This window comes from Lentzea albida, from assembly GCF_900111005.1.
Taxonomy (GTDB): Bacteria; Actinomycetota; Actinomycetes; order Mycobacteriales; family Pseudonocardiaceae; genus Lentzea; species Lentzea albida.
In genome coordinates, this window is record NZ_FOFV01000001.1 from 430,177 (window position 1) to 453,418 (window position 23,242).

Annotated in this window: 25 protein-coding genes and 2 pseudogenes; 15 read left to right on the forward strand and 12 right to left on the reverse strand. The window is 69.8% G+C overall.

Going from position 1 to position 23,242, the window contains the following annotated elements; genetic code table 11:
• Positions 1-6 precede the first annotated feature (6 nt).
• Genes BMY74_RS02165 through BMY74_RS02175 form a run of 3 tightly spaced genes read left to right on the forward strand, consistent with a single transcriptional unit; the run spans position 7 to position 2,089 of the window.
• Positions 7-309: an L-rhamnose mutarotase gene (locus tag BMY74_RS02165; RefSeq protein ID WP_218159514.1), complete on the forward strand. Its 303-nt coding sequence runs from the start codon at positions 7-9 to the stop codon at positions 307-309.
• Positions 306-1,262 carry an aldo/keto reductase gene (locus BMY74_RS02170; RefSeq protein WP_089908540.1) on the forward strand — a complete coding sequence of 319 codons (957 nt, stop codon included), beginning with the start codon at positions 306-308 and terminating at the stop codon, positions 1,260-1,262. Before BMY74_RS02165 ends, BMY74_RS02170 begins: the two co-directional genes overlap by 4 nt.
• Positions 1,259-2,089 (forward strand): amidohydrolase family protein, encoded by an 831-nt coding sequence (locus BMY74_RS02175; RefSeq protein WP_089908542.1) that lies wholly within the window; start codon positions 1,259-1,261, stop codon positions 2,087-2,089. The genes BMY74_RS02170 and BMY74_RS02175 overlap by 4 nt, the downstream gene beginning before the upstream one ends.
• Here BMY74_RS02175 and dapA read toward each other — a convergent pair.
• The gene (gene dapA / locus BMY74_RS02180) at positions 2,086-2,943 is read right to left on the reverse strand and encodes a 4-hydroxy-tetrahydrodipicolinate synthase (RefSeq protein WP_089908545.1); all 858 of its coding nucleotides are present in this window, start codon (positions 2,941-2,943) and stop codon (positions 2,086-2,088) included. The two genes, BMY74_RS02175 and dapA, sit on opposite strands and share 4 nt — an antisense overlap.
• Positions 2,944-3,014: 71 nt before the next feature.
• On the opposite strand from dapA, the gene BMY74_RS02185 reads away from it, so the two are divergent.
• Together BMY74_RS02185 and BMY74_RS46940 are read left to right on the forward strand one after the other, a co-directional pair.
• Positions 3,015-3,893 (forward strand): LysR family transcriptional regulator, encoded by an 879-nt coding sequence (locus BMY74_RS02185; RefSeq protein ID WP_089908548.1) that lies wholly within the window; start codon positions 3,015-3,017, stop codon positions 3,891-3,893.
• An 86-nt stretch (positions 3,894-3,979) separates the two neighbouring features.
• A pseudogene (locus tag BMY74_RS46940) lies at positions 3,980-4,078 on the forward strand (helix-turn-helix domain-containing protein); the annotation flags it as partial.
• 11 nt (positions 4,079-4,089) lie between these two features.
• On the opposite strand, the gene BMY74_RS46590 reads toward BMY74_RS46940, so the two are convergent.
• Entirely contained in the window at positions 4,090-4,224 is a 135-nt protein-coding gene (locus BMY74_RS46590) for a hypothetical protein (protein ID WP_281244953.1), read from the reverse strand.
• Here BMY74_RS46590 and BMY74_RS45985 point away from each other — a divergent pair.
• Positions 4,189-4,665, forward strand: a pseudogene (locus BMY74_RS45985) (DUF5753 domain-containing protein). The gene BMY74_RS46590 and the pseudogene BMY74_RS45985 overlap by 36 nt on opposite strands.
• Before the next feature lie 8 nt (positions 4,666-4,673).
• Positions 4,674-4,853 (forward strand): DUF397 domain-containing protein, encoded by a 180-nt coding sequence (locus tag BMY74_RS02195; protein ID WP_218159495.1) that lies wholly within the window; start codon positions 4,674-4,676, stop codon positions 4,851-4,853.
• On the opposite strand, the gene BMY74_RS02200 is transcribed toward BMY74_RS02195, so the two are convergent.
• On the reverse strand, positions 4,850-5,524 hold the full coding sequence (locus tag BMY74_RS02200) for a FadR/GntR family transcriptional regulator (RefSeq protein ID WP_089908557.1): 675 nt from the start codon (positions 5,522-5,524) through the stop codon (positions 4,850-4,852). The genes BMY74_RS02195 and BMY74_RS02200 overlap by 4 nt on opposite strands.
• A gap of 189 nt (positions 5,525-5,713) precedes the next feature.
• Here BMY74_RS02200 and nagA point away from each other — a divergent pair, with 189 nt between their 5' ends.
• From nagA to BMY74_RS02215, 3 genes are all read left to right on the forward strand, one after another.
• On the forward strand, positions 5,714-6,916 hold the full coding sequence (gene nagA / locus BMY74_RS02205; RefSeq protein WP_089908560.1) for an N-acetylglucosamine-6-phosphate deacetylase: 1,203 nt from the start codon (positions 5,714-5,716) through the stop codon (positions 6,914-6,916).
• A gap of 234 nt (positions 6,917-7,150) precedes the next feature.
• Positions 7,151-7,750 carry a DUF4097 family beta strand repeat-containing protein gene (locus tag BMY74_RS02210; RefSeq protein ID WP_089908563.1) on the forward strand — a complete coding sequence of 200 codons (600 nt, stop codon included), beginning with the start codon at positions 7,151-7,153 and terminating at the stop codon, positions 7,748-7,750.
• A 32-nt stretch (positions 7,751-7,782) separates the two neighbouring features.
• Entirely contained in the window at positions 7,783-8,817 is a 1,035-nt protein-coding gene (locus BMY74_RS02215; RefSeq protein ID WP_089908565.1) for a serine hydrolase domain-containing protein, read from the forward strand.
• Between the two features lie 52 nt (positions 8,818-8,869).
• Here the strand turns inward: BMY74_RS02215 and BMY74_RS02220 are convergent, their stop codons facing one another.
• From BMY74_RS02220 to BMY74_RS02240, 5 genes are read right to left on the reverse strand one after another with little or no spacing between them, the layout of a single operon-like run.
• On the reverse strand, positions 8,870-9,886 hold the full coding sequence (locus BMY74_RS02220; RefSeq protein ID WP_425434806.1) for an SIS domain-containing protein: 1,017 nt from the start codon (positions 9,884-9,886) through the stop codon (positions 8,870-8,872).
• A gap of 17 nt (positions 9,887-9,903) precedes the next feature.
• Complete coding sequence (locus BMY74_RS02225) at positions 9,904-11,322, reverse strand: glycoside hydrolase family 3 protein (protein WP_089908571.1); 1,419 nt, start codon at positions 11,320-11,322, stop codon at positions 9,904-9,906.
• A gap of 3 nt (positions 11,323-11,325) precedes the next feature.
• Entirely contained in the window at positions 11,326-12,144 is an 819-nt protein-coding gene (locus tag BMY74_RS02230) for a carbohydrate ABC transporter permease (RefSeq protein ID WP_089908573.1), read from the reverse strand.
• A complete protein-coding gene (locus BMY74_RS02235; protein WP_089908576.1) occupies positions 12,144-13,142 on the reverse strand; it encodes a carbohydrate ABC transporter permease in 999 nt (332 codons plus the stop codon). The genes BMY74_RS02230 and BMY74_RS02235 overlap by 1 nt, the downstream gene beginning before the upstream one ends.
• Before the next feature lie 10 nt (positions 13,143-13,152).
• Positions 13,153-14,427, reverse strand: a complete 1,275-nt coding sequence (locus tag BMY74_RS02240) for a sugar ABC transporter substrate-binding protein (RefSeq protein WP_089908579.1) — start codon at positions 14,425-14,427, stop codon at positions 13,153-13,155.
• A gap of 223 nt (positions 14,428-14,650) precedes the next feature.
• Between BMY74_RS02240 and BMY74_RS02245 the strand changes: the two genes are divergently transcribed.
• Both BMY74_RS02245 and BMY74_RS02250 read left to right on the forward strand, forming a co-directional pair.
• Positions 14,651-15,406, forward strand: coding sequence for a GntR family transcriptional regulator (locus tag BMY74_RS02245; RefSeq protein WP_089910302.1), 756 nt, complete (start codon positions 14,651-14,653; stop codon positions 15,404-15,406).
• Positions 15,403-16,863 (forward strand): MFS transporter, encoded by a 1,461-nt coding sequence (locus BMY74_RS02250; protein ID WP_281244933.1) that lies wholly within the window; start codon positions 15,403-15,405, stop codon positions 16,861-16,863. The genes BMY74_RS02245 and BMY74_RS02250 overlap by 4 nt, the downstream gene beginning before the upstream one ends.
• A 122-nt stretch (positions 16,864-16,985) precedes the next feature.
• On the opposite strand, the gene BMY74_RS02255 is transcribed toward BMY74_RS02250, so the two are convergent.
• Together BMY74_RS02255 and BMY74_RS02260 are read right to left on the reverse strand one after the other, a co-directional pair.
• A complete protein-coding gene (locus BMY74_RS02255) occupies positions 16,986-17,894 on the reverse strand; it encodes a threonine ammonia-lyase (protein ID WP_089908582.1) in 909 nt (302 codons plus the stop codon).
• Complete coding sequence (locus BMY74_RS02260) at positions 17,891-18,820, reverse strand: threonine ammonia-lyase (protein WP_089908585.1); 930 nt, start codon at positions 18,818-18,820, stop codon at positions 17,891-17,893. Before BMY74_RS02260 ends, BMY74_RS02255 begins: the two co-directional genes overlap by 4 nt.
• 63 nt (positions 18,821-18,883) lie before the next feature.
• Between BMY74_RS02260 and BMY74_RS02265 the strand changes: the two genes are divergently transcribed.
• A complete protein-coding gene (locus tag BMY74_RS02265) occupies positions 18,884-19,372 on the forward strand; it encodes a hypothetical protein (RefSeq protein ID WP_089908591.1) in 489 nt (162 codons plus the stop codon).
• Between the two features lie 526 nt (positions 19,373-19,898).
• Complete coding sequence (locus BMY74_RS02270; RefSeq protein WP_342716571.1) at positions 19,899-20,882, forward strand: S1 family peptidase; 984 nt, start codon at positions 19,899-19,901, stop codon at positions 20,880-20,882.
• A 51-nt stretch (positions 20,883-20,933) separates the two neighbouring features.
• On the opposite strand, the gene BMY74_RS02275 is transcribed toward BMY74_RS02270, so the two are convergent.
• On the reverse strand, positions 20,934-21,854 hold the full coding sequence (locus tag BMY74_RS02275) for an NADP-dependent oxidoreductase (protein ID WP_089908598.1): 921 nt from the start codon (positions 21,852-21,854) through the stop codon (positions 20,934-20,936).
• Between the two features lie 49 nt (positions 21,855-21,903).
• On the opposite strand from BMY74_RS02275, the gene BMY74_RS02280 reads away from it, so the two are divergent.
• Entirely contained in the window at positions 21,904-22,467 is a 564-nt protein-coding gene (locus tag BMY74_RS02280) for a TetR/AcrR family transcriptional regulator (RefSeq protein ID WP_245785838.1), read from the forward strand.
• On the opposite strand, the gene BMY74_RS02285 is transcribed toward BMY74_RS02280, so the two are convergent.
• A complete protein-coding gene (locus BMY74_RS02285; RefSeq protein ID WP_245785839.1) occupies positions 22,450-23,211 on the reverse strand; it encodes a dioxygenase family protein in 762 nt (253 codons plus the stop codon). The two genes, BMY74_RS02280 and BMY74_RS02285, sit on opposite strands and share 18 nt — an antisense overlap.
• Positions 23,212-23,242 lie beyond the last annotated feature (31 nt).

Here is a 23,242-nt window from a genome sequence, read left to right on the forward strand (position 1 = left end):
GAGACCGTGGCGTTGCACACCCGGCTGCGCGAGGGGCGCGAGGCCGACTACGACCGCGTCCACGCGACGATCCCGGCCGAGCTGGACGGGGCGTTGCGCGAGGCAGGCGTGCACTCCTGGCGGATCTGGCGTTCCGGGCGCGAGCTGTTCCACCTCGTCGAGGTCGATGACTACCGCGCGATGCGGGCACATCTGGCCTCGCACCCGGCCAACGTGCCGTGGCAGGCTCGGATGGCCGAACTGCTGGAGGTCGAAGACGACTACTCCGGCGCCGAACCGTCTGTGCGACTCGTGTGGGAGCTGCCGTGAAGGTCGCTGTTTCTCGTCTGGGCTTCGGTGGCGCGCCGATCGGCAACCTGTACCGGGCGATCTCCGACGAGGAAGCCGTCGGAGCGGTGGAAGCGGCCTGGCAGAGCGGTGTTCGGTACTTCGACACCGCGCCGCACTACGGCCTCGGGCTGTCGGAACGGCGGATCGGCGAGGCTCTCAGGGACAAGCCGCGCGACGAGTTCGTCCTCTCTACCAAGGTCGGGCGGGTGCTGGAGCCGTTCGACGGGTCCGGGTTCGACGACGAGGGTTTCGTGGTGCCGCGTTCGTTCCGTCGTGTGCGGGACTACTCGGCCGATGGTGTTCGCCGGTCCATCGAGTCCTCTTTGGAGCGTCTCGGGACGGACCGGGTGGAGATCGTCTACATCCACGACCCCGACGACTTCTGGGACGAGGCCTTCGGCGAGGCCTACCCGGCGCTGGAGTCGTTGCGGTCGCAGGGTGTGGTGGGCGCGATCGGCGTCGGCATGAACCAGTGGGAGATGCCGGAGCGGTTCGTCCGCGAGACCGACGTCGACGTGGTGATGCTGGCCGGGCGGTACACGCTGCTGGAACAGCCTTCGCTGCCGTCGTTCCTGCCCGCGTGCGTGGAGCGCGGTGTGTCGGTGGTGGCGTGCGGGGTGTTCAACTCCGGACTGCTGTCGAAGCCGGTCGTGGCCGCCGATGCCAAGTACAACTACGAGGACGCGCCTGCGGGACTGATCGCGCGGGCCAGGGACATCGCCGCGGTCTGCGAACGGCACGGGGTGACGTTGCCCGAGGTGGCGATCCAGTTCGCGCTCGGCCACCCCGCCGTGGTGTCGGTGGTGATCGGGTCGCGCAACGCCGGGCAGATGACGGCGAACGCGGCCTCCTTCGCGGCTTCGATCCCTCCCGGGCTGTGGGAGGACCTGAAGTCGTCGGGGCTGCTGGGGGCGGAGGTGCCGACGCCGTGATCGTCGACGCGCACCACCACCTGTGGGACCTGTCCGTCCGCGACCAGGACTGGATCACCGATCCACCGATGGGCGCGATCCGGAGGTCGTTCGCGGAGCCCGACTTCGTCGCGGCGGCACCGGAGGTCGCCACGTCCGTGCTGGTGCAGACGGTGTGCGTGCCGGAGGAGACGCCGGAGTTCCTCGCCGTGGCGGCGTCTTCGGACGTCGTCGGCGCGGTGGTGGGCTGGGTCGACCTGACGTCCGCGGGGGTCGGCGAGGCGTTGTCCGAGCTGGTCGACAGCCCTGACGGCTCGTGGCTGCGCGGGATCCGGCACCAGGTGCAGGGCGAGCCGGACCCGGAGTGGTTGTGCCGCAAGGACGTCTGGCACGGCCTGCAGCAGGTCGGCGCGCACGGGCTGGTGTACGAGCTGCTGACGTTGCCGCACCAGCTGCCCGCCGCGCGCCGGACGGTGGCGGCGCTGCCGAACGTGGCTTTCGTGGTGGACCACTGCTCGAAGCCCGCGATCGGCACGGATCCGGGGGAGTGGGCTGAACTGGTCCGCTCGCTGGCGGCGCACGAGAACGTGACGTGCAAGCTGTCCGGCCTGGTCACCGAGGCCGACTGGACGTCGTGGAGCATCTCGGACCTGCGGCCGTACTTCGAGGTCGTGCTGGACGCGTTCGGGCCTTCGCGGCTCATGTTCGGCTCGGACTGGCCGGTCGTGCTGCTCGCGGCCACCTACGACGAATGGCTCGGGACCGCGCGGGAACTGGTGTCGGAACTGACGCCCGGCGAGCAGGCCGCGATCTTCGGGGACACCGCTCGCCGGGTCTACGCCCTCTAGAACAGGGCCTTCAGCTCGTTGATCAGCTCGGGCGTGGCGCCCACGAGCGGCTCGCGGACCGGACCGGACGGCAGGCCGAGCAGGTTGAGCGCGGCCTTGACCGCGACGGCACCGGGCTCGCGGGTCATGATCGCGGTGATCACCGGCAGCAGCGCCTGGTGGCGGCGCAGCGCTTCCTTGTTGTCGCCCTCGTCGTAGGCGTCGAGCATCGCCTTGATCTCGTTGCCGACGACATGACCGACGGTGCTGACCGTGCCGACGCCACCGATCGAGTACAGCGGCAGGATCAGCTCGTCGTTGCCGGAGTAGTAGTCGAGGCCGGTCTCGGCGATCACGCGGGCGGTCGCGAGCAGGTCGACCTTGCAGTCCTTCACGCCGACGATCCGCGGGTGCTCCGACAGCCTGAGCAGCGTCTCGGTGTCGATCGCGGTGCCGGTGCGGCCGGGGATGTCGTAGAGCAGCGCCGACAGCCCGGACGCGTTGGCCACCTGCCGGAAGTGGTTCTCGACGCCTTCCTGCGTGGGCTTGCTGTAGTACGGCGTCACGACGAGCAGGCCGTCGGCGCCGCTCTCCTCGGCCTGGCGGGAGAGCTCGATGGTGTGCCGCGTGGAGTTGGTGCCGACGCCCGCGAGGACCTGGGTGCGGTCGCCGACAGCTTCCTTCACGGCCTTGATGACCTGCGTCTTCTCGGCGTCGGTCGTGGTGGGCGCCTCGCCGGTCGTGCCGTTGACGACCAGCCCGTCGGCGCCGCCCTTGTCGACGAGGTGCGCCGCCAGCTCCTGCGCACCCTTGAGGTCCAGGTCACCGTCGGGGGTGAACGGGGTGACCATCGCTACCAGCACTCTTCCGAACATGACTCCAGCGTGGCTCCAGTTTTCGCGAAGTTCCAGTTAGAAGTTCTGCTCGGAACGTTAAGCTCAGCTTTGTGTTGGACGTACGGCGGCTTCGGCTGCTCCACGCTCTGTCGGTCCACGGCACGGTCACGGCCGCCGCCGAGGCCCTGCACGTGACCTCGCCCGCGGTCTCCCAGCAGCTCGCGGCCCTGGAACGCGAGGCCGGCGTCGCGCTGGTCGAACGGGACGGGCGCCGGTTGGCGTTGACGCGCGCCGGGCACGTGCTGGCCGCGCACACGCAACTGGTGCTGGACCAACTCGCCGCCGCCGAGGCCGACCTGGCGTCGCTGCGGACCTCGGTGTCCGGCGTGGTGCGCGTCGGGGCGTTCGTGTCGGTCGCCGCGTTGCTGCCGCGCGTGATCCAGGTGCTGCGGTCGGAGCACGGGTCCGATGTGGACCTGTTCGTGCACGAGATGGAGCCGGAGGCGTCCCTGCCCGCGTTGCGGCGCGGGGACATCGACATCGCCGTCATCCACTCGTACAACATCATGCCGCGCTCACTGCCGGAGTCGTGCGAGTCGTTCGAGCTGTTCGTGGAGCCGGTGAACGTCGCCCTGCCGTTGTCGGATCCGTTGGTGCAGCAGGATTCCGTGGATCTTTCGGTGTTGGCGGACCGGCCGTGGATCATGCCGCGCACCGACGCGTCGTGCCACGAGCTGACGCAGCGGGCGTGCGGGGCGGCCGGGTTCGTGCCGCGGGCGCAGGCCTACTGCGACGACTTCGGGGTGATGTGCGGGCTGGTCGAGGCGGGGCTCGGGGTGGCGTTGGTGCCCTCGGTGGCTCGGCGGCCCGGGGTGGCGTTGCGGCCGTTGACGCAGCAGATCTTTCGGACCGTGTCGGCGGTGGTGCGGAACCGGGCGGACGGGCAGCCAGCCGTTCGGGTGGTCCTGGAACAGCTGCGCCAGGTCTAGCGCGGTGAGAATCTCAGATTCCAGATCAAGCCGATAACGTCTCATTCGTGTCCGAACCCACGTTCCGGCAGCGGCGCCTCGGCAGAGTGCTGCAAGAACTGCGGGAGAGGGCTGGCCTCAGCCAGAAGGAGATCGCCGACCGGCTGCACTACAACGTGCCCAAGGTCAGCCGCATCGAGAACGGCCAAGTGCCGGACTACAGCGCCTTCGAGACGATGCTCGACGTGTACGGCGTGATCGCCGACGACCAGAAGCCGTACGTCGAGATGTGGCAGCTCGCGGACGAGAAGGCCTGGTGGCACCAGTACCGGCTGGAGGACCAGGGGTACATCAGCCTCGAGCACGACGCCGCGGTCGAGGAAGTGGGTCGAGGACCAGATCGCGATTCGAACTCGCCGAAAGCAGCGCCTTCAGGACGACAAGCCGGTCCGGTAGGTACCACGCCGTCATCACGGAGTCCGCGCTTCGCCACGCGGACCGGGAACAGCTCTCGTACATCAACGAGATGGCAGGGCTGCCCACCGTCACAGTGCAGGTCATCCTGGATTCGGTGGGCCTGCACGAGGGGTACAACGGGTCGTTCACCCTGCTGGACTTTCCCTACCCCAGCGACCCTCGTGTGCTGTAGGTCGAGCACACCGAAGGGTCGATCCACATCGAGGATCCGGCACGGGTGAAGTCCGCTACCCTGACCTTCAAGCACCTCTCGAAGCTGGCGTTGACCCCGGAGGAGTCCGCCGCGTTGATCGAGAGGTTGGCTGCCGAGAGGTAGGGATCGAAGTGTCCGTCGCGTGGCGCAAGAGCAGTCGCAGCAACAGCGGGGGCAACGGCGACTGCGTCGAGGTGGCGCTCGACAGCTCCACCGCGCTGGTGCGCGACTCCAAGAACAAGCCGTCGACCGTCGAGGTCCCCGGCTGGGGCGTGTTCCTGGACGCCGTCAAGCGCGGCGACTTCGACTAGGCCAGGTCCGACAGCCACTGCTCGACGCCGGCCACGTGCACCGTGGACCAGCTGCGCGCGAGCTCCGGCTGGTGCGCGGCCAGCGCGTCCACGATGGCGCGGTGCTCGGCGACCGTGCGGTCCACGGCGTTCGACTGGGTGATGCCGCGCCAGATCCGCACCCGCACGGTGGGGCCTGCCAGGGTGTCGAGGAGCTGGGCCAGGTAGGCGTTGCCCGAGCACTGGGCGATGGCGCGGTGGAAGTCGAGGTCGTGCTCGACCAACTCCTCGACGGACTTGGCGCTCTCGGCCGCGTCGCAGAGGGCGCGGAGCCTCACGATCTCGTCCGGTTCCACCCTTTGGGCGGCCATTGCGGCCGCCGCGGGCTCGAGGATGCGGCGTACTTGGAGGACCTCCAAGACGGAATCCTCGCCTCGGTGCAGGTCGAGGACGAAGGACAGAGCACCGAGCAGGTCGTCCGCGCGCAGTGACGAGACGTACGTGCCGTCGCCCTGGCGGACGTCGAGAACGCGCACCAAGGACAGCGCCTTGACGGCCTCGCGCAGCGAGTTGCGGGACAGTCCGAGGCGTTCTGCCAGGTCAGCCTCTCGCGGGAGGCGGTCGCCGGGCTTGAGCTCGCCCGAAACGATCATCTCCTTGACGCGCAGGATCGCATCGTCGGTGACTGCCACAGCACCCTCAACTCGTCGTAGACCTCGGATGTCTGGTGCCCAGTATGCGCCACAGATGGTCATCTTCGTGGCATGCCGGGCATTTCGGGCTTCATTCACCAACTGCTGTGTGAGATGGTTATCTACTAACGACACGTGACGAGAACCGCAGTTGTGGCCATAATGGTCTGGACCATTCAAGGAGGGATCTTGGACGCCGTTGTCGCAGCACCGCGCGCATTGCTCGGTCGCACGATCGTCGGTCCTGCCTCGGTGCGGATCAGGGACGGCCGCATCGTCGAGGTGACCACCGGTGAAGCACCACCCGGCGCGGAGGTCCTGTCCGACGGCCTGCTGACGCCGGGCCTGGTCGACGTGCAGGTGAACGGCGCCGTCGGCGTCGACTTCGCCGAGGTGGACGCCCACGGGATGCGTTCCGTGGCCGAAGCTCTGCCGTCCACCGGTGTGACCCGGTTCTTGCCCACGTTGATCACCGCACCGGTCGACGTGGTCCTCAGGCAGGCCCGTGCCGTGCTCGCCGCCTCCGCCGCGCTGCCGGACGGGGTGGGTGCGCGGCCGCTGGGCGTGCACCTCGAAGGCCCCTTCCTGTCGCCCAAACGGGCAGGGGTGCACGACCCGTCGTTCATGGTCGAGCCTGGTCCGGACCAGATCTCGGCGCTGCTGGACGACGACCTGATCCGCCGCGCGCTGCGGATGGTGACGATGGCACCCGAGCAGCCGGGTGGTTTCGAAGCCGTTCGCAGGCTCGCCGAGGCCGGCGTGCTCGTCGCCGTCGGCCACTCGGACGCCACCGGTGAGCAGACGCGGGCCGCCGCGGACGCCGGTGCGCGGATGGTGACGCACCTGTTCAACGCCCAGAGGCCGTTGGGGCACCGCGAACCCGGTGTGCCCGGCGTGGCTCTGGTCGACGAGCGCTTCACCCTCGGTCTCATCGCGGACCTGGCCCACGTGGGCCCGGACGTGTGCCGCCTCGTGTTCAACGCGGCCGGTGCACGGGTCGCGCTGGTCACCGATGCCGTCGCCGCCGCGGGGATGCCGCCCGGCCGCTACCACCTCGGTGGCGCGGACGTGCTGCTCACCGAGGACGGCGTGCCGCGTTCGCCGGAGGGCACGATCGCCGGCTCGGCGCTGACGCTGGACCGCGCCGTGCGGAACATCGTCTCCGTCGGTGTGCCGGTGGCCGACGCCCTCGCCTCGGCGACGATCGTGCCCGCCGAGGTCATCGGCGAGTCCGGTCTCGGCCGCCTCGCGCCGGGTGCCGTCGCGGACCTCGTGTGGTGGGACGACGACCTGCGGCCCAAGAAGGTCTGGGTCGACGGCCGGGTCGTCTTCGACGCGGAGGTGCCCGTCGCACCGCCCGTCGCGGCCGGGTACGCCACCGCCGGCCAGTAGATCACCGAACGACGAGAAGGGCGCCTCCCCCGGTGGATCGGGGGAGGCGCCCTTTTCGCTGTTCGATCTCAATCCATTGCAACGCAACGTTGCGTTGAAAATCCAGACGGTTGCAACGATATAGCTGCTTTGAACAGCAATAAAACGACTGACATGCAACGAAGCTGTTGGCTCGATGTGGAAACGCAACGTAGCGTTTCGCTCATCAGAAACACCGAGCCACAGGAGCCAGAGATGCACACCTTCGCCACCCCCGCCCCCATCGCCACCGTGCTCGACATCCCCGCGGGCCGGGTCCAGTTCATCGCCGCCGACCGCACCGACACCTCCGTCGAGGTCCTCCCCGCCGACGCCTCCCGGGGCCGCGACGTGAAGGCCGCCGCGCAGGTCGAGGTCGACTTCACCGACGGCGTCCTGCGCATCACGTCCGAGGCCGGCGGCAAGGTCCTCGGCCCGTCCGGTGCCGTCGAGGTCACCGTCGGACTGCCCGCCGGATCGCGGGTCGAGGCCAAGGTCGCCGCCGCTCAGTTCCGCGGCGTCGGACGTCTCGGCGACATCGCGTTCGAGTCCGCCCAGGGCGAGATCAAGATCGACGAGGCCGCCGACGTCCGCCTCGCGACCCAGGCCGGTGACGTCACGGTCGGCCGCCTCACCGGATCCGCCGAGATCACCACCCTCAAGGGTGACATCACCGTCGCCACCGCGCGGTCCGCCTCGCTCGACGCCGGCACGTCCCACGGCCGCGTCACCAACTCGCTGCGCAACGACGGCACGGACGGCATCACCATCCGCGCCACCACGTCCTACGGCGACATCACCGCCCGCAGCCTCTGACCATCACCTCGAAAACCGTTAGGAGCACGACGATGCAGAAGATCACCCAGGACATGGTCGACGCCGCTTTCACCGGTGTGGAGCTGCGCCTGCACGACGAAACCGGTGACAGCACCTGGAGGGCCGGGCGCAGTGAGATCGACGGGAACGCGGAACCCCCGCCGAACGGGCACGTGCGGATCGGCAGCAACACCAAGACGTTCGTCGCGGTCGCGGTGCTGCGGCTCGTGGCGGACGGCCTGGTCGAGCTCGACGGCCCGGTGGACGACCACCTGCCCGAGTTCGGGATCGACCGCCGGATCACCGTCCGGATGCTGCTCCAGCACACCAGCGGGTTGTTCAACCACACCGGCGAGTACTACGAGGACGGCACGGTCGCGCCGGGAATCCTCTGGCAGGGCAAGGAGTTCGTGGAAGCCCGGTTCCAGTCGCACAAGGCGGAGGACCTGGTGCGGTTCGCGCTGTCCAAGCCGGTGCGGTTCGAGCCGGGGACGGACTGGAGCTACGCCAACACCAACTACGTGATCGCCAGGCTGCTGGTCGAGAAGGTCACCGGCACGCCGATCGCCGAGGCGATGCGGAAGCTGGTCCTCGACCCGCTCGGGCTGAACGACACGTCGGTGCCGACCGGTCCGGAGATCGCCGAGCCCCACGCCCACGCCTACTACCGCTACGACGACGGCGGGGAGCGGATCGTCGACGTCACCCGCATCGACCCGTCCTGGGTCTCGAGCGGCGGCGACATGATCTCGACGACCGCGGACCTGGGGACGTTCATCAGGGCGCTCCTGCGCGGTGACCTCCTGCCGGCGCCGTTGCTCGCCGAGATGCTCGAACCGCACCCGAAGGTGCCGTACGGCCTGGGTGTGTTCGTGACGGAAACGGGCAGCGGCAAGGTGATCAGCCACAACGGCGGCGCGATCGGCCACGGCGCGCTGATGTACGCCACGGCCGACGGCAGCAAGTCCCTGACCGCCGCGCTGAACTACGTCGACGACGCGGACCTGTCGCTGGCGCAGGCGTTCCAGGAGATCACGGCGAAGCTCGTCGCAGAAGTGTTCGGATAAGGAAAAAAGAGCCCGCCTGGGGGGACCAGGCGGGCTCTTCCGGTGGTGCGGCTCAGAGCGTGCGGGTGACCTTGTTCAGGCCGCGCGGGCTGTCCGGGTCGCCACCGCGGGCCAGCGCCAGGCCGTAGGCCAGGCGCTGCACGGGCAGGATCTCCAGCACCGGCGCCACTTCCTCGGCCGTCTCCGGGATGCCGATCGACAGCGTCGCCCCGACCTTCTCCGAGGCCGAGCCGACCGCCACGACGTCCGCACCGCGCTGGTGCACCACGTCGAGGGCGTCGCGCAGCGAGTCGCCGCCCTTGCCCAGCGACGTGATCGCCAGCACCGCGGTCTCGCCGTCGACGGCGGCGACCGGGCCGTGCAGCAGGTCGGCGCCGCTGTACGCGCGGGCCGCGAGGTAGGAGGTCTCGGCCAGCTTCAGCGACGCCTCCAGTGCCGTGGCGTAGGAGTAGCCGCGGCCGGTGGTCAGGACCCGGTCCACGAACCGGTAGCGGCGCACCGCCTCGTCCACGGTCGGAGCCGACGCGTCGAGCGTGACTTGGGCCAGCTCGCCGAGGTTGGCCGCTGCCTCGCCGTTGCCGCCGCGCACCGCGTCGACCAGCAAGTACAGGGCCAGCAGCGTCGCCGAGTAGGTCTTGGTGGCGGCGACCGCGTGCTCGACGCCCGCCGAGACGTTCACCGAGAGCTCGGCGGCCGCGTTCAGGGGCGAGTCGGGCGTGTTCGTCACGGCCACGGTCAGCGCGCCGCGCCTGCGGTAGGAGGCGGTGACCTCCAGCAGGTCGGGGGAGCCGCCGGACTGCGACACCGTCACGAGCAGCACGTCGCGCAGGTCCGGCTCGGCGCCGTACAGGGTGGTGGTCGACGCGGAGACCAGGCCCGCCGGGAGCTCCAGCAGGACCTCGGTCAGGTACTTCGCGTAGATCGCGGCGTGGTCGCTCGAGCCGCGGGCCGCGAACAGCACGAAGCGCGGCGCGCGTTCGCGGATCACGGCGGCCACCTCGGCGATCGCCGAGCGCGACTCGTAGAGGGACGAGAAGATCGACGGCTGGGCGGCGATCTCCGCTGCCATGTGACGGCCTGGCGTGGTCATGTCGTGCCTTTCAGGATCAGCTCGGCCGCGGCTCGGAGGCTCACCCGAGAACCGCCGTGGGTGTCGATGCGGGCGACGCTGCCCAGGTCCGGACCTGGCACGCCGGTTTCGACGTGCACGACGTCCAGCTCCAGATTAGTTAAGTTTGTTACCAGTTGTCGAGCGCTCGTGTGGCGGTGCGCGTCCCGGGTCACGACCACAATCGTGCGGTCACCCGCGACTTCCGCAACTTCGGCCGCGGAGACGTCGCGCGCGGCGATGATCTCCGTGCCCGGCAGCACCTCGTGGAGGTACGGGCCGAGGCCCCACGGGACGTCGCCGACCGCGATCGACGGGTCCACCACGAGGTCGACGACGACCGGGCTCGACCCGACACTAACCCGGCCGCGCACCTCGATGGCACGCCGAGCGGCTGTGAGACCGATCTCGGCGTCATGCGCGTCCACTGTGGACGGCGGCAGCCCGAGCGCCAGCGACCGCGCGGCCGCCTGCGTCAGCCGTTCCTCGGAGAGGTCACCGGACTTCACCGCGGCGACGATCGAGTCGATCAGCCACTGCAGATCGTCGTCGTCCAACGCGATCCCGCCGAGGCAGAGCGCGTCCACGCCGGCGGCCAGTGCGCGCACGGCGCCGTGGGCCAGGTCTCCGCCGACAGCCTTCATGTCCAGGCCGTCGGTGATCAGCGCACCGGTGAAGCCGAGTTCGGTGCGCAGCAGGTCGATCGCGTGCTTGTTCAGCGTCACCGGCTGCGGACCCCACTCGGGGACCACGAGGTGGCCGGTCATGATCGAGCGGACGCCCGCGTTCACGGCCGCCCGGAACGGCACGAGCTCCACGGCCCGCAGTTGCTCCTCGGTGCGGGGGAGCACCGGCAGCTGCTCGTGCGAGTCCTCAGTGGACGCCCCGTGGCCCGGGAAGTGCTTGGCGCAGGCGGCGACGCCCACGGCCTGCAGTCCCTCGACCCACGCGGCGACGTGCCGGGCGGCGAGCACCGGGTCCGAGCCGAACGCGCGGACGCCGATGATCGGGTCGTCGAGGGTCAGCACCAGGTCCGCGGACGGCGCGAGGTTGAGCGAGATCCCGCACTTCGCGAGGCGGGACCCGATGGACGCGGCGACGGACCTCGTGAGGTCCAGGTCGTCCGCCGCGCCCAGGGCGTGGTTGCCCGGCACCTCGGAGCCGCGGCCCGCGTCGAGACGCGTGACGTCGCCGCCCTCCTCGTCGATGCCGATCACCGCGTCCGGGCGCACCGAACGCAGTTCGCCGCAGAGCGCGGTCACCTGGGCGTCGTCGACGACGTTGCGCCCGAAGAGCACAACGCCGCCGAGGCCGTCAGCGACCCGCCGCAGCAACCAGTCGGGGGCGGTCGTTCCGTGGAAACCGGGAAGCAGAACGGCAGCGGCCAACTGATCCACGCGTCATCCCTTCACGGCACCGGCGGTGACACCGGCGACCATCTTGCGCTGGACGATCAGGAAGAACACCAGCGCGGGCACGGTGAACAGGACGGACGCGGCCATCGCGCCACCCCAGTCGGTGCCGAACGCGGTCTGGAACCCGGACAGCCACACGGGCAGCGTCTCCAGGTCCTGGCTGCGGATCAGCACCTTGGCGAACAGGAACTCGTTCCACGCGGTGATGAACGCGAAGACCGACGTCGCCACGAGACCCGGACCGAGCAGCGGCAGCGTCACCTTCTGGAACGCCTTCCACCGGCCGCACCCGTCGACCATCGCGGCTTCCTCGAGCTCGATCGGGATGCCGTTGACGAACCCGCGCAACGTCCACGCGCAGAACGGCAGCGTCACCGCGAAGTACACGAGGATCAGCGACGACAGGTGTTCATAGAGCTGCAGGTCCCGCATCATCAGGAACATCGGGATCAGCAACGCCTCGAACGGCGCCATCTGCGCGACCAGCATCAGCAGCACGAAGCTCTTGCGGCCGCGGAACGCGAAGCGCGACATGGCGACCGCCGCCGTGATGCCGATGACGATCGCGGCCAGGACCGCGGTCAGCGTCACCAGGAGGCTGTTGCCGAGCGACGACAGGAAGCCCGGCTTCGTCCACGCGGTGACGAAGTTCGAGAACGTCACCGAGAACGGGATGAGGTCGTAGTCCGACGTGATCGTCGAGCCCTTGGGCTTCAACGCCGTCGTGATCATCCAGTACGTCGGGAAGAGGAAGAACAGAGCGAGTGCGAGACCAGCGACGTTGGCCGCCGACTTCTTGAGCATCAGATCTTCCCCTCCTCGGTCTGCAGGAGCTTCCGCAGGTACTGGAACGTGATCAGGCCCAGGATGACCATCATCAGCACGGAGATCGCGGCCGCGACGCCGAAGTGGCTCTTCGCGATGCCCTCCAGGTACTGCAGGACCGGCAGCGTCGTGCTCTGCCCGCTGGGACCGCCCTCGCGGAACACCCAGATCTGGGCGAAGACCTTGAAGTCCCACAGGGTCGAGAGGAACGTCACCATCATCAGCAGCGACTTGATCTCCGGCCACGTCACCGCGCGGAACGTCTGCCACGGCGAGGCGCCGTCGATGCCCGCCGCCTCGTAGAGGTCGCGCGGGATGCCGACGAGTCCGGCGTAGAGCGAGAAGGCGAGGAAGGGGATCGCCTGCCAGATGATCAACAGGCCGACGACGGACAGCGTCGACGAGCCCGAGGAGAACCACGAGTAGCCGGCGAACGAGTCGAAGCCCAGCTGCACCAGCGTCTTGTTCAAGATGCCGTAGTTCTGGTCGAACATCCACTGGTAGACCGTGGTCGACGCGAGGATCGGCATGGCCCACGCGCAGAGCATCGCGATCTGCAGGGCGATCCGCACCCACGGCGTCAGCACGCGCATCAGCAGGGCGATGCCGAGGCCCGCGCCCACCGACGCCCCGACGACGGAGACGGTGAACACGACGGTCCGCAGCGAGACTTCCCAGAAGCGCTCGTCCTGCAGCACGGTCGTGTAGTTGTCGAGGCCCGTCCACACGATCTCGCCGCGGACCAGCTCGCCGAGGTTCAGCTGGCGGAAGCTCGTCACGAAGACGGAGACGACCGGCCAGCCGATCAGCCAGAGGATCGCGATGAGAGCGGGAGCGAGCAGCAGGTAGGGCAGCGCCCGGTCGAAGGCGCTGCCCCGGCGGCGGCGCTTGCGCGCCCCACCCGTCACGGCAGGCGGCAGCGCCGGAGGGATGTCCCCTGCCGGCGCTGCCGTTTCGGTCGTTTCGACGGCCGTCATCTCAGCTTGGCTAGGCCATGGCCTTGGTGATGGCGTCGCTCGCGTCCTTCGTGGCCTGGTCCAGCGACTTCGCGCCGGTCAGGTACGCGGTGAGAGCGTCCTTCAGCGGGTTCTGGCCCGCCTCGACGGCCGCCCACTTCGGGGTCACCGGGGTGACCTTGCCGTTGGGGGACGAGTCCGCCATGGCCTTGCCGATCGCGTTGCTCGCGAGCTTCGCGGTGTCCTTCGAGGTGCCGGGAACCGCGCCGCCCTCGGCGAGCATGTCCTGGTACTTCTTGGACGACAGCAGGGCCAGGTACTTCTTGGCCGCGTCCGCGTTCTTGGAGGACGCCGGGATGGCGAGGTTCGAGCCGCCGAGGAACACGGGGGCGGACGAGCCGGCCTTCTTGGACGGGATCGGGAAGGCCGCGGTCTTGGTGGCCAGGTCCGCGTTCGCCTTCACGGCGCCGCCGAGCTCCCACGGGAGGCCGACCATCATGCCGACGTTGCCCGTGCCGAAGACCTCCATCTGCTGGGGCTTCGCCTCGTCGATGTCAGCCGGGACCTTCTTGGTGGCCGACGCGTCGTAGATCGCCTTGTAGGCCTCGAAGCCCGCCTTCGCCTGCGGGGTGTCGAGCGTGCCGGTCCACTTGCCGCCGTCCTGCTTGGCGATGTCGCCGCCCTCGTCCCAGATGAGGGACAGCAGGAAGTACCAGGACTGACCGGGCAGGTACAGGGCCTGGAAGTCCGGGTTGGACGCGTTCGCGGCCTTGAGCTTGTTGATCGCGTCGATCCACTCGGCACGCGAGGTCGGCGGCTGCGCGACGCCCGCGGCCTGCAGCAGGTCGGTGCGGTAGATGACCGTGCGGTTCGCGGCGTAGAACGGAACGCCGTACTGCTTGCCGTTCAGCGTCAGCGAGTCCTTGAGACCGCCGAGCCACTCGCCACCGTTGAACTGGCCCGCGTCAGCGGTCAGGTCGGCCAGCGTGCCCTGGTCGGCGAAGGACGCCGTCTGGGTGTTGCCGAGCTCGATGACGTCCGGCGGCGTGCTGCTGGCCAGCGCGGTGGTCAGCTTCTCCTGGATGCCGGTCCACTTCTGGACCTCGTACTTGACCTTGATGCCGTTCGCCGACTCGAACTCCTTGTTCAAGGCGTCGGTCAGGGTCGGCGCCGCGGAGCCGTCCATGAGCCACACGGTGATCTCTTTGGTCTCCGTGCCGCCACCGCTGCTCGTGCTCGTGCCACAACCTGACACGGCCACTGCCAGCGCGGCGGCACCGACAGCGAGTCCTCTCCAGCCCTTCACAGTTCGCGCCCTTTCACCAAGCCCGGCTCTCGGCCGGAACGTCCAAGTGGTGTAGACCAATGCGGAACAGCGTGTGCTGCGTCACCGCGTCTGTCAAGCGCGTGACCAAGACGTTGCGAAGTCATCGGACGAATTTCGGGACGGATGTCGGGGGTTCGGACGCACGAATCGACACGGACAAGGCATCCTTGTGATGCGTGACATGGAGTGCGAGGAGGAGGCCATGCTGGAGACGACGCCTGCATCAGGCGTGGACGCCAGGACGCGTGCGCAACGCGAACCCAAGTACTGGGGTCTCAAGCGGCACCTGCTCGACCTGTTGAGGGCGCTGCCGCCCGGTTCGCCGATCCCCACGGAACGGTCGCTGGCCGCGGAGTTCGACGTCTCCAGGACGACCGTCCGCCAGGCGCTCGCCGAGCTCACGGTGGAAGGCCGGCTGCTCCGTGTGCAGGGCAAGGGCACCTTTGCGGCGGAACCCAAGGTCGCCCAGAGGTTGCAGCTGTCTTCGTACACAGAGGACATGCGCGCCCAGGGCCGCGTGCCGTCGTCCAAGCTGATCGAGGCCTCCGAGATGCCCGCGGAGGCCGAGCTCGCGCGGCTGCTCGGCGTGCGTCCCGGCGCCAAGGTCCTGCGGCTGCACCGCCTGCGCCTCGCCGACAACGAGCCGATGGCGATCGAGACGACCCACCTCGCGCTGGGCCGCTTCCGCGGGCTGCGCCGGTACCTGGCGCCCGGCGCCTCGCTGTACCAGGTGCTGTCCGAGCGGTTCGGTGTCGAGATGGGACACGCCGAGGAGACGATCGAGACCGCCCTCGCGTCGCCTGAAGAGGCAGAACTGCTCGGCGCCGACATCGGCCTGCCGATGCTGCTGCTCTCACGGCACTCGTACGACACCGACGGCAATCCGATCGAGTGGGTGCGTTCGGTCTACCGCGGCGACCGCTACAAGTTCGTCGCCACGCTGAACCGGCCGTCTTGATCGCCTGGGGCACGCCACGCGCCCGCTGGGTGCTGACGACGACGATCCTCGGGTCGGGCATGGCCATGCTCGACGGGACGATCGTCAACGTGGCGCTGCCCCGGATCGGCGCGGAGTTCGACGCGTCGGTCACCGACCTGCAGTGGATCCTGAACGGGTACCTGCTGGCCCTGGCCTCGCTGATCCTGGTCGCCGGCTCGCTCGGCGACCGGTTCGGACGTCGTCGCGTCTACGTCGTCGGCGTGATCTGGTTCGGCGTGGCGTCGCTGCTGTGCGGTGCCGCGTGGAACGTCCCGGTGCTGGTGGCGGCCCGTGTGCTGCAGGGCGTCGGCGCCGCGTTGCTGACACCCGGCGCGCTGGCGATCCTGCAGTCGTCGTTCAACCGCGAGGACCGCTCGCGGGCGATCGGCGCGTGGTCGGGTCTCTCCGGCGTGGCCACCGCCGTCGGGCCGCTGGTCGGCGGGCTGCTCGTGCAGGCCTGGTCGTGGCGGCTCGCGTTCCTGGTGAACCTGCCGGTGGCGGCCCTGTGCGTGGTCCTCGCGCTGCGGTTCGTGCCGGAGTCGCAGGACGACGAGGCGGGCCACCCGAACTACCTGTCCGCGCTGGTCGGCGCGCTGGGTCTCGCGCTGCTGACGGGCGGCCTGGTCGAGCAGTCGTACCTGGTGGCCTTCGCCGGACTGGTCGCGATGATCGCGTTCGGCGTGGTGCAGAAGCGGTCGTCCGACCCCCTGGTGCCGCCGGAGCTGTTCCGCAACCGGACGTTCCTGGTCTCGAACGTCCTGACGTTCCTCGTCTACGCGGCGCTGGGCGGCGTGATGGTGCTGCTCGTGCTGCAACTGCAGATCTCGCTGGGCTACTCGCCGACGGCGTCGGGCCTGGCCAGCGTGCCGATCACGATCATCATGCTGCTGGCGTCCTCGACGTCCGGCCGCATCGCCCAGCGCCACGGCCCTCGGTTGCAGCTGATCATCGGCCCGATCCTCGTCGGTCTGGGCATGCTGCTGCTCCGCAACGTCGTGCCCGGTGCCTCGTACGTCCTCGGCGTCCTGCCCGGCGTGCTGGTGTTCGGCATCGGCCTGGCGATCGTGGTGGCCCCGGTGACCGCGACCGTGCTCGCCTCCGCCCCTGATCACCACGCGGGTGTCGCCTCGGGCGTGAACAACGCCGTGGCCCGCACCGGCGGCCTGCTCGCGACGGCCGTGCTGCCCGCCGCGGTGGGGTTGATGGGCGACGACTACACGAACCCCGCCGTGATGACCGCCGGGTGGGAGATGGCCCTCGTGCTGTGCGCGGTGGCCGCGATCATCGGTGGCGTGCTGGCCTTCGGCGTGGACAACCGGGTGCTGGCGGCGGCGCCCGAGCAGCAGGAGGCGCCGCACCCCGGCGAGTGCCTGCACTGCGGGGTGGAGGGGCCGCCGACGCACATCCGGTCGGGCGGGGAGAAGGCGCCGCTGTAGGGGCTGGACGGCCGGGCGGGTGCAGGGCTCGTGCCTGCGGCACGGCTGGTGTCTGCCGCACGGCCGGTGCCTGCGGCGCTCCGTCCCTACCGCCTGCTGCCAGCCGCAGCCGGCGTCCCAGCTCAGCCAGCCAACAGCCTCGCCAGCAGCGCGGGCTCCACGTTGCCGCCCGACACCACCGCCACCCCGCCCCCACCGATCTTCTCCTGCGCCGCCACCGCCACGGCCCCACTGGGCTCCGCGACCAGCCGCGCCCGCCGGACCAGCCTCACCATCGCCCCGAAGATCTCGTCCTCCGACACCGTGACCACGTCGTCCACGTACCGGCCGATGTGCTCCCAGGTGAGCGCCGAGGGCTCGTCCCTCAACGCGTCAGCGGCCGTCTGAGCCCGCTTCAGCGGGTCCCAGCGCACCAGTTCGCCCGTTCTGAGCGATTCCGCGATGTCCGCGGCCAGCTCGGGTTCGGCGCCGAGCACGCGGACGTCCGGGCGCAGCGACTTGACCGCCGTCGCCACGCCGGAGATCAGACCGCCGCCGGACATCGGCACCACAACGGCCTCGACGTCCGGCAGGTCCTCGAGGACCTCGAGGCCGATGGTGCCCTGGCCGGCGATCACGTCGGGGTGGTCGAACGGCGGGATCAGGGCCGCGCCGCGTTCCGCGACCAGGGCTTCCGCGCGTTCGACGCGTTCGGTGATGCCGACGATGAAGACCTCGGCACCCAGCGCGCGGGTGGCCTCGACCTTGACCGCCGGGGTGTTGTCCGGCATCACGATCGCGGCCGGGACACCGTGCAGGCGCGCTGCGTACGCCACGGCCTGGGCGTGGTTGCCGCTGGAGTACGCGACCACGCCGTTCGACCTGTTCTCCAGGCGTGCCAACGCGTTCAGCGCGCCGCGGAGCTTGAACGCGCCGATCGGTTGCAGGTTCTCCGGCTTGATCCATCCAGTTCCGAACGGCAGCAGCGGGGTTCGCACGACGTGCGGTGCGATCACCGCCGCCGCCGATCGGATGTCTGGGAGCGCGATCATCCGAGGATCGACGCCAGGAGGGTGGGCTCGATGTTGCCGCCGGAGACCACCGCGACGGCCGGGCCGTCCGGCAGCTTCGCGTTCAGGTACGCGGCGACGGGCACGGCGCCGCTCGGCTCGGCGACGACCCGCGTGCGGCGGGCGATCTGGTTCACGGCGTCGCGGATCTCGTCCTCGGAGACGGTGACGAAGTCGTCGACGAGCTCGCTGATGTGGGCCCAGGTGAGTTCCGACGGCTCGGCGCGCAGGCCGTCCGCGATGGTGCGGGCGCGGTCGTGCGCGTTCCAGCGGACCTGCTTGCCCTCGGCGAACGACGCGGCGGCGTCGCCGGCGAGCTCGGGTTCGACGCCGATCACGCGGACGTCCGGGCGCAGCGCCTTCACCGCGACCGCGACACCGGAGATCAGTCCGCCACCGCTCACCGGCACCAGAACCGTTGCCACGTCGGGAAGATCGGCGATGATCTCCAGGCCGGCGGTGCCCTGGCCGGCGATCACGTCCGCGTGGTCGAACGGCGGGATCAGCGTGGCGCCGCGCTCCTCGACCAGTTCGTACGCGCGGGACTCGCGCTCGGTGATGCCGACGACGAACACCTCGGCGCCGTGCGCGCGCGTCGCGTCGATCTTGAGCTGCGGGGTGTTCTCCGGCACGACGATCGCGGCCGGCATGCCGAGGGTCTTGGCCGCGTACGCGACCGCCTGCGCGTGGTTGCCGCTCGAGTACGCCACGACACCGCGTGCCCGGTCCTCGGAAGGTATGCGGGACAACGCGTTCACGGCGCCGCGGATCTTGAACGCACCGATCGGCTGCAACGACTCGGGCTTGATCCACAGGCCGGAGTCGAAGGGCAGCAACGGGGTGCGGACGACATGCGGGGCGATGGCGGCTGCGGCCGCGCGGACGTCTTCGAGGGTCACCAGGCGCATGGGTCGATGATGCACGTCACCGGGGCACAACCGGTGAACTGTGCCCAACGTCCTACGGGTGTCATGTCTGAGAAGGAGAAGATCACCCCCGTCAAGCTCATCGCGAGTGTGCTCGCGGCCACCACGGCGGCCGTTCTGAGCCTTCGCCTCAACCTCGTCGGCACCATCGTCGGTGCGATCCTCGCGAGTGTCGTCACGACCGTCGGCGCCGTGTTCTACCAACGGTCGATGGAACGCGAAAAGCGTTGGCAGATAATAGCTGTCGGCGGTCTGCTCGTGTTCGTCGTGACCGTCCTCACCGCGACGAGCGTCCAGCTCGTGACCGGCAAACCCGTGACGGCCGATACGGGCAAACCGTCCACAAGCACCCATACCGAGACGCACACCGAGACGACGAAGACCGAGACGGTCACCGTCACGGTCCCGCCGAGCGCGTCCACCCCGTCGTCGTCGGGCAGCACGACGACCACCGAACCCACGACGACGTCGACAGGTTCCGGACAGCCGAGCGACAGTCCCGCGCCCTCCTCCAGCGCCGACCCCATTCGGTGATCAGTTCACTACGTTGAGCGATAGTTAACTGTCAATGGCTACGCACCGGAGTTGATCTGTCGTGAGCTGTGACACACTTCGTTCACGTTCGAGGCGGGGCGTCATAGCCGAGAGTTCCGCAACTTCACTCGAACGGGCGAAGTAAATCGGTCATAACAGACCGGGAGGAGGCGCAATGAGGCTCGTGGCACGTCCGCTTGAGCCCGGCGCCTGCCGTGGATTCGCGTTGCGACCGAGGACGGGAGGGGTGGGGCGACCCCTGCCGCCGCCCCACCACCCGTCCCCCTAGAGCCCCCGAGAGAGGTCCCTGCAACCGACTCTCGGGTTCCCCTGCACCCGAAAGTGAGGGAGACGCTTGATGAACCGCACGAGTGCGGCCCGTGTAACCGGTGCCGTGTTGCTCGCCACCGGAGTCGTCACTGCTCTCAGCGTACCGGCGTTTGGCGCCCCTGCCGCACCAGTCGCCCCAACCGGTTCCGATACGGAGAGCTACCCGGCCGAATTGCTCCAAGCGGTGGAGCGTGATTTGGGCCTGAACGCTGACCAGGCCCGCGTCCGGTTGGCGTCTGACCACCAATTGGCCGGTGTCGCCGAGAACGCCAAGACCTCCCTCGGCGACGCGTTCGGCGGAGCCTGGATCGACCAGGCGAGCGGCAGACTGACCGTCGCCGTGACCAAGTCGGGACTCTCCGTGACCGGCGCGGACACCCAGGTTGTGAAGCACTCGCTCACCCAGCTCAACGGGACCAAGTCGGTCCTCGACCTGATGACCGCCCCCAAGGCGATCACGAGCTGGCGCGTCGACGAGAAGTCGAACAGCGTCGTCGTCGAGGTCAACAAGAACGTGCGCGACGCGGCCGCGGACCAGTGGATCGCGACCGCGAAGTCCGTCAGCGGAGCGGTCTCGGTCACCGAGGTGACGGAGAGCCCGACCCCGCTGTACGACCTGCGCGGCGGTGACGCCATCTACATGGGCGGCGGCCGCTGCTCGCTCGGCTTCTCCGTGTCGGGCGGCTACGTGACGGCGGGCCACTGCGGCACCACCGGCACGGCCGTCTCCGGCTACAACCGGGTCGCGCAGGGCACGTTCGCCGGCTCGGTGTTCCCCGGCAACGACTACGCCTGGGTCCGCACCAACTCGAACTGGACCCCGCGGCCGTGGGTCAACCGCTACAACGGCACGAACGTGATCGTCCGCGGCAACACCGAGGCCGCCGTCGGTGCCCAGATCTGCCGTTCGGGCTCGACGACCGGATGGCGCTGCGGCACCGTCCAGGCCAAGAACCAGACCGTGAACTACCCGCAGGGCCAGGTCCGGGGCCTCACCCGCACCAACGCCTGCGCCGAGGGCGGCGACTCGGGTGGTTCGTGGGTGGCGGGCACGAGCTTCGGCCAGGCCCAGGGCGTGACCTCCGGCGGTTCGGGCAACTGCTCGTCCGGCGGCACCACGTACTTCCAGCCGCTCAACCCGATCCTGTCGCGCTACGGCCTGACCCTCACGCGGGGCTAGTCCTGAGCTGAGAGCGCCGCGGCACCTGCTGGTGTCGCGGCGTTCTCGCGTTCATCGGACCAGCACGACCTTCCCGTGGGCATGGCCCGTCTCGCTCAGCCTGTGCGCGTCGGCGGCCTCGGCGAGGGGGAAGACCCCGGCGAGCGGCACGGTGAACGAGCCCTGCTCCGCGAGCGCGGCCGCGATGGCGAGACCGTGCAGCGCCTGAGGGTCCGAGCCGGGACCGCCTGCCGTGTGCGTCAGCCGGACCCCGTGCTCGCCGGACAGGTCGGCGATCGTCACCACGCGATCCGGTGAGCCGGCGATCGGCACCAGTTCCGGCACCGGGCCCGCGCAGTGCAGGACGGCGTCGACGGCCCGGCTGGCGGAGAGCGCCGCGACCCGGTCCGCCAGCCCTTCGCCGTAGACGACCGGAGTCGCGCCCAGTCCCGCGACGAAGTCCTGCGTGGACGGCCCGGCCGTGCCGATCACCTCCGCTCCTCGCGCCGCCGCCAGCTGGACCGCCACCGTTCCGACGCCTCCCGCCGCGCCCGCGATCAGCACCGTCGTGCCGTCGCGCACGTCCAGCAGGTCGAGCGCCCTGGTGGCGGTCTCCACGTTGGCCGCCGCCCCGCCCGCCTGCTCCCAGCTCAGCGCGGACGGCCTGGGCGCCCACGCCGCCAGCACCGCGAACTCGGCGTTGGCGCCGCCGAGCCGGGCCAGGTCGACCATCCCGAACACCTCGTCGCCCACCTCGACACCGCTCACCCCCTCGCCGACCTCGTCGACGACCCCGGCCGCGTCCACGCCCGGCACGTGCGGGAGCGCCAGCCGCGCGCCGAACCGTCCCGACCGCAGTCCGGCGTCGGCGGGCGTGACCCCGGACGCCCGCACGGCGATCCGGATCTGGCCCGGGCCCGCGTGCGGTTCGGCGACCTCGGCCACGTGCAGCACGTCGGCGGGCCCGTACTCGGTGAACTGGAGTGCTCGCATGACGGCGAAATTAGTGGAACAGGCCGTCCGTTTAGAGGAAACTGAGACGGTGACGGCGAATCTGACCCACAACCTGCGTTCGGACGCCCAGGACAACCGCGACCGGATCATGGCGGTCGCGCGCGAGGCGTTCGCGACGGAGGGCCTGGACGTGCCGATGCGCGAGCTCGCCCGCCGCGCCGGGGTCGGTCCGGCGACCCTCTACCGCCGCTTCCCCACCAAGGAGGCGCTCGTGGTGGAGGCCTTCTCGGAGCAGATGGCGGCGTGCACGGCCGCGGTCGACGACGGGCTGGCGCACCCCGACCCGTGGCTGGGCTTCTGCCACACGGTGGAGGAGATCTGCCGGCTGCACGTGCTCGACCGCGGGTTCGCGGCGGCGTTCACGACCGCCTACCCGCGGGCGATCGACTTCGGCGTCGTGCGCGAGACGGCGTTCCACAAGCTCACCGAGCTGATCCGCCGGGCCAAGGCGGCTGGGAGGCTGCGCGCGGACTTCTCGGTCGACGACCTGGTGCTGCTGCTGATGGCGAGCGGGGGCGTCCGCAACGGGACGCCCGCGATCGCGCGGCGGCTCGCCACCCTGTTCCTCGAAGGCTCAGCTGAACTGCACTGATCGCTTCGAGAGTCCGTACCAGAAGCCCTCGACGCTGGTGCGCGCCTTCTCGTCGCTCGCCGCGCCGAGGGCGACGAACAGCGGTGCGAAGTGCTCGGTCCGCGGGTGGGCGATCCCGGCGGCCGGCGCCTTCACCTGGAAGTCCAGCAACGCGTCCACGTCACCGGCGGCCAGCTGCCGGTGCGCCCAGTCGTCGAACTCCTTCGACCACGACGGCGGCTCGTAGTCCGGTCCGGCCGGGAAGTTCACGCAGCTCAGGTTGTGCGTCATGAACCCGCTGCCGACGATCAGGACGTTCTTGTCCCGCAACGGCGCCAGCCTGCGGCCGACCTCGTGCAGCTTGCGGGGGTCGAGCGTGGGCAACGACATCTGCAGCACCGGCACGTCGGCGTCCGGGAACATCTCCTTGAGCGGCACGTAGGCGCCGTGGTCGAGGCCGCGCTCCTCGTCCTGCTCGACATGGCCGCCCAGCAGCTTGCGGACGTCGTTCGCGAGCTCCGGCGCGCCCGGCGCCTCGTAGGTCACTTCGTAGTACCGCTGCGGGAAACCCCAGAAGTCGTAGACCAGCGGCACGGTCGTGGTCGCGCCGATGGTCGTCGGCGCCTCCTCCCAGTGCGCGGAGACCATGAGCACGGCCTCCGGGCGCGGGAGGGTGGCGGACCAGTCCTTGAGCTCTCTGGTCCACGTCTCGTCATCGGCCAGCGGGGGAGCCCCGTGGCTCAGGTACAGCACAGGTGCGCTCACGTCTTCGAGCGTACGCCTTTTAGTTCAAATT

Excerpts from the sequence above, each read along its gene's own strand:
- dapA (WP_089908545.1), bottom strand. The coding sequence starts at position 2,943 with ATGTTCGGAAGAGTGCTGGTAGCGATGGTCACCCCGTTCACCCCCGAC.
- BMY74_RS46590 (WP_281244953.1), bottom strand. The coding sequence starts at position 4,224 with ATGTACCCCTGGTCCTCCAGCCGGTACTGGTGCCACCAGGCCTTCTCG.
- BMY74_RS02210 (WP_089908563.1), top strand. The coding sequence starts at position 7,151 with ATGCACACCTTCGCCACCCCCGCCCCCATCGCCACCGTGCTCGACATC.
- BMY74_RS02215 (WP_089908565.1), top strand. The coding sequence starts at position 7,783 with ATGCAGAAGATCACCCAGGACATGGTCGACGCCGCTTTCACCGGTGTG.
- BMY74_RS02220 (WP_425434806.1), bottom strand. The coding sequence starts at position 9,886 with ATGGCAGCGGAGATCGCCGCCCAGCCGTCGATCTTCTCGTCCCTCTAC.
- BMY74_RS02230 (WP_089908573.1), bottom strand. The coding sequence starts at position 12,144 with ATGCTCAAGAAGTCGGCGGCCAACGTCGCTGGTCTCGCACTCGCTCTG.
- BMY74_RS02235 (WP_089908576.1), bottom strand. The coding sequence starts at position 13,142 with ATGACGGCCGTCGAAACGACCGAAACGGCAGCGCCGGCAGGGGACATC.
- BMY74_RS02245 (WP_089910302.1), top strand. The coding sequence starts at position 14,651 with ATGCTGGAGACGACGCCTGCATCAGGCGTGGACGCCAGGACGCGTGCG.
- BMY74_RS02255 (WP_089908582.1), bottom strand. The coding sequence starts at position 17,894 with ATGATCGCGCTCCCAGACATCCGATCGGCGGCGGCGGTGATCGCACCG.
- BMY74_RS02260 (WP_089908585.1), bottom strand. The coding sequence starts at position 18,820 with ATGCGCCTGGTGACCCTCGAAGACGTCCGCGCGGCCGCAGCCGCCATC.
- BMY74_RS02265 (WP_089908591.1), top strand. The coding sequence starts at position 18,884 with ATGTCTGAGAAGGAGAAGATCACCCCCGTCAAGCTCATCGCGAGTGTG.
- BMY74_RS02275 (WP_089908598.1), bottom strand. The coding sequence starts at position 21,854 with ATGCGAGCACTCCAGTTCACCGAGTACGGGCCCGCCGACGTGCTGCAC.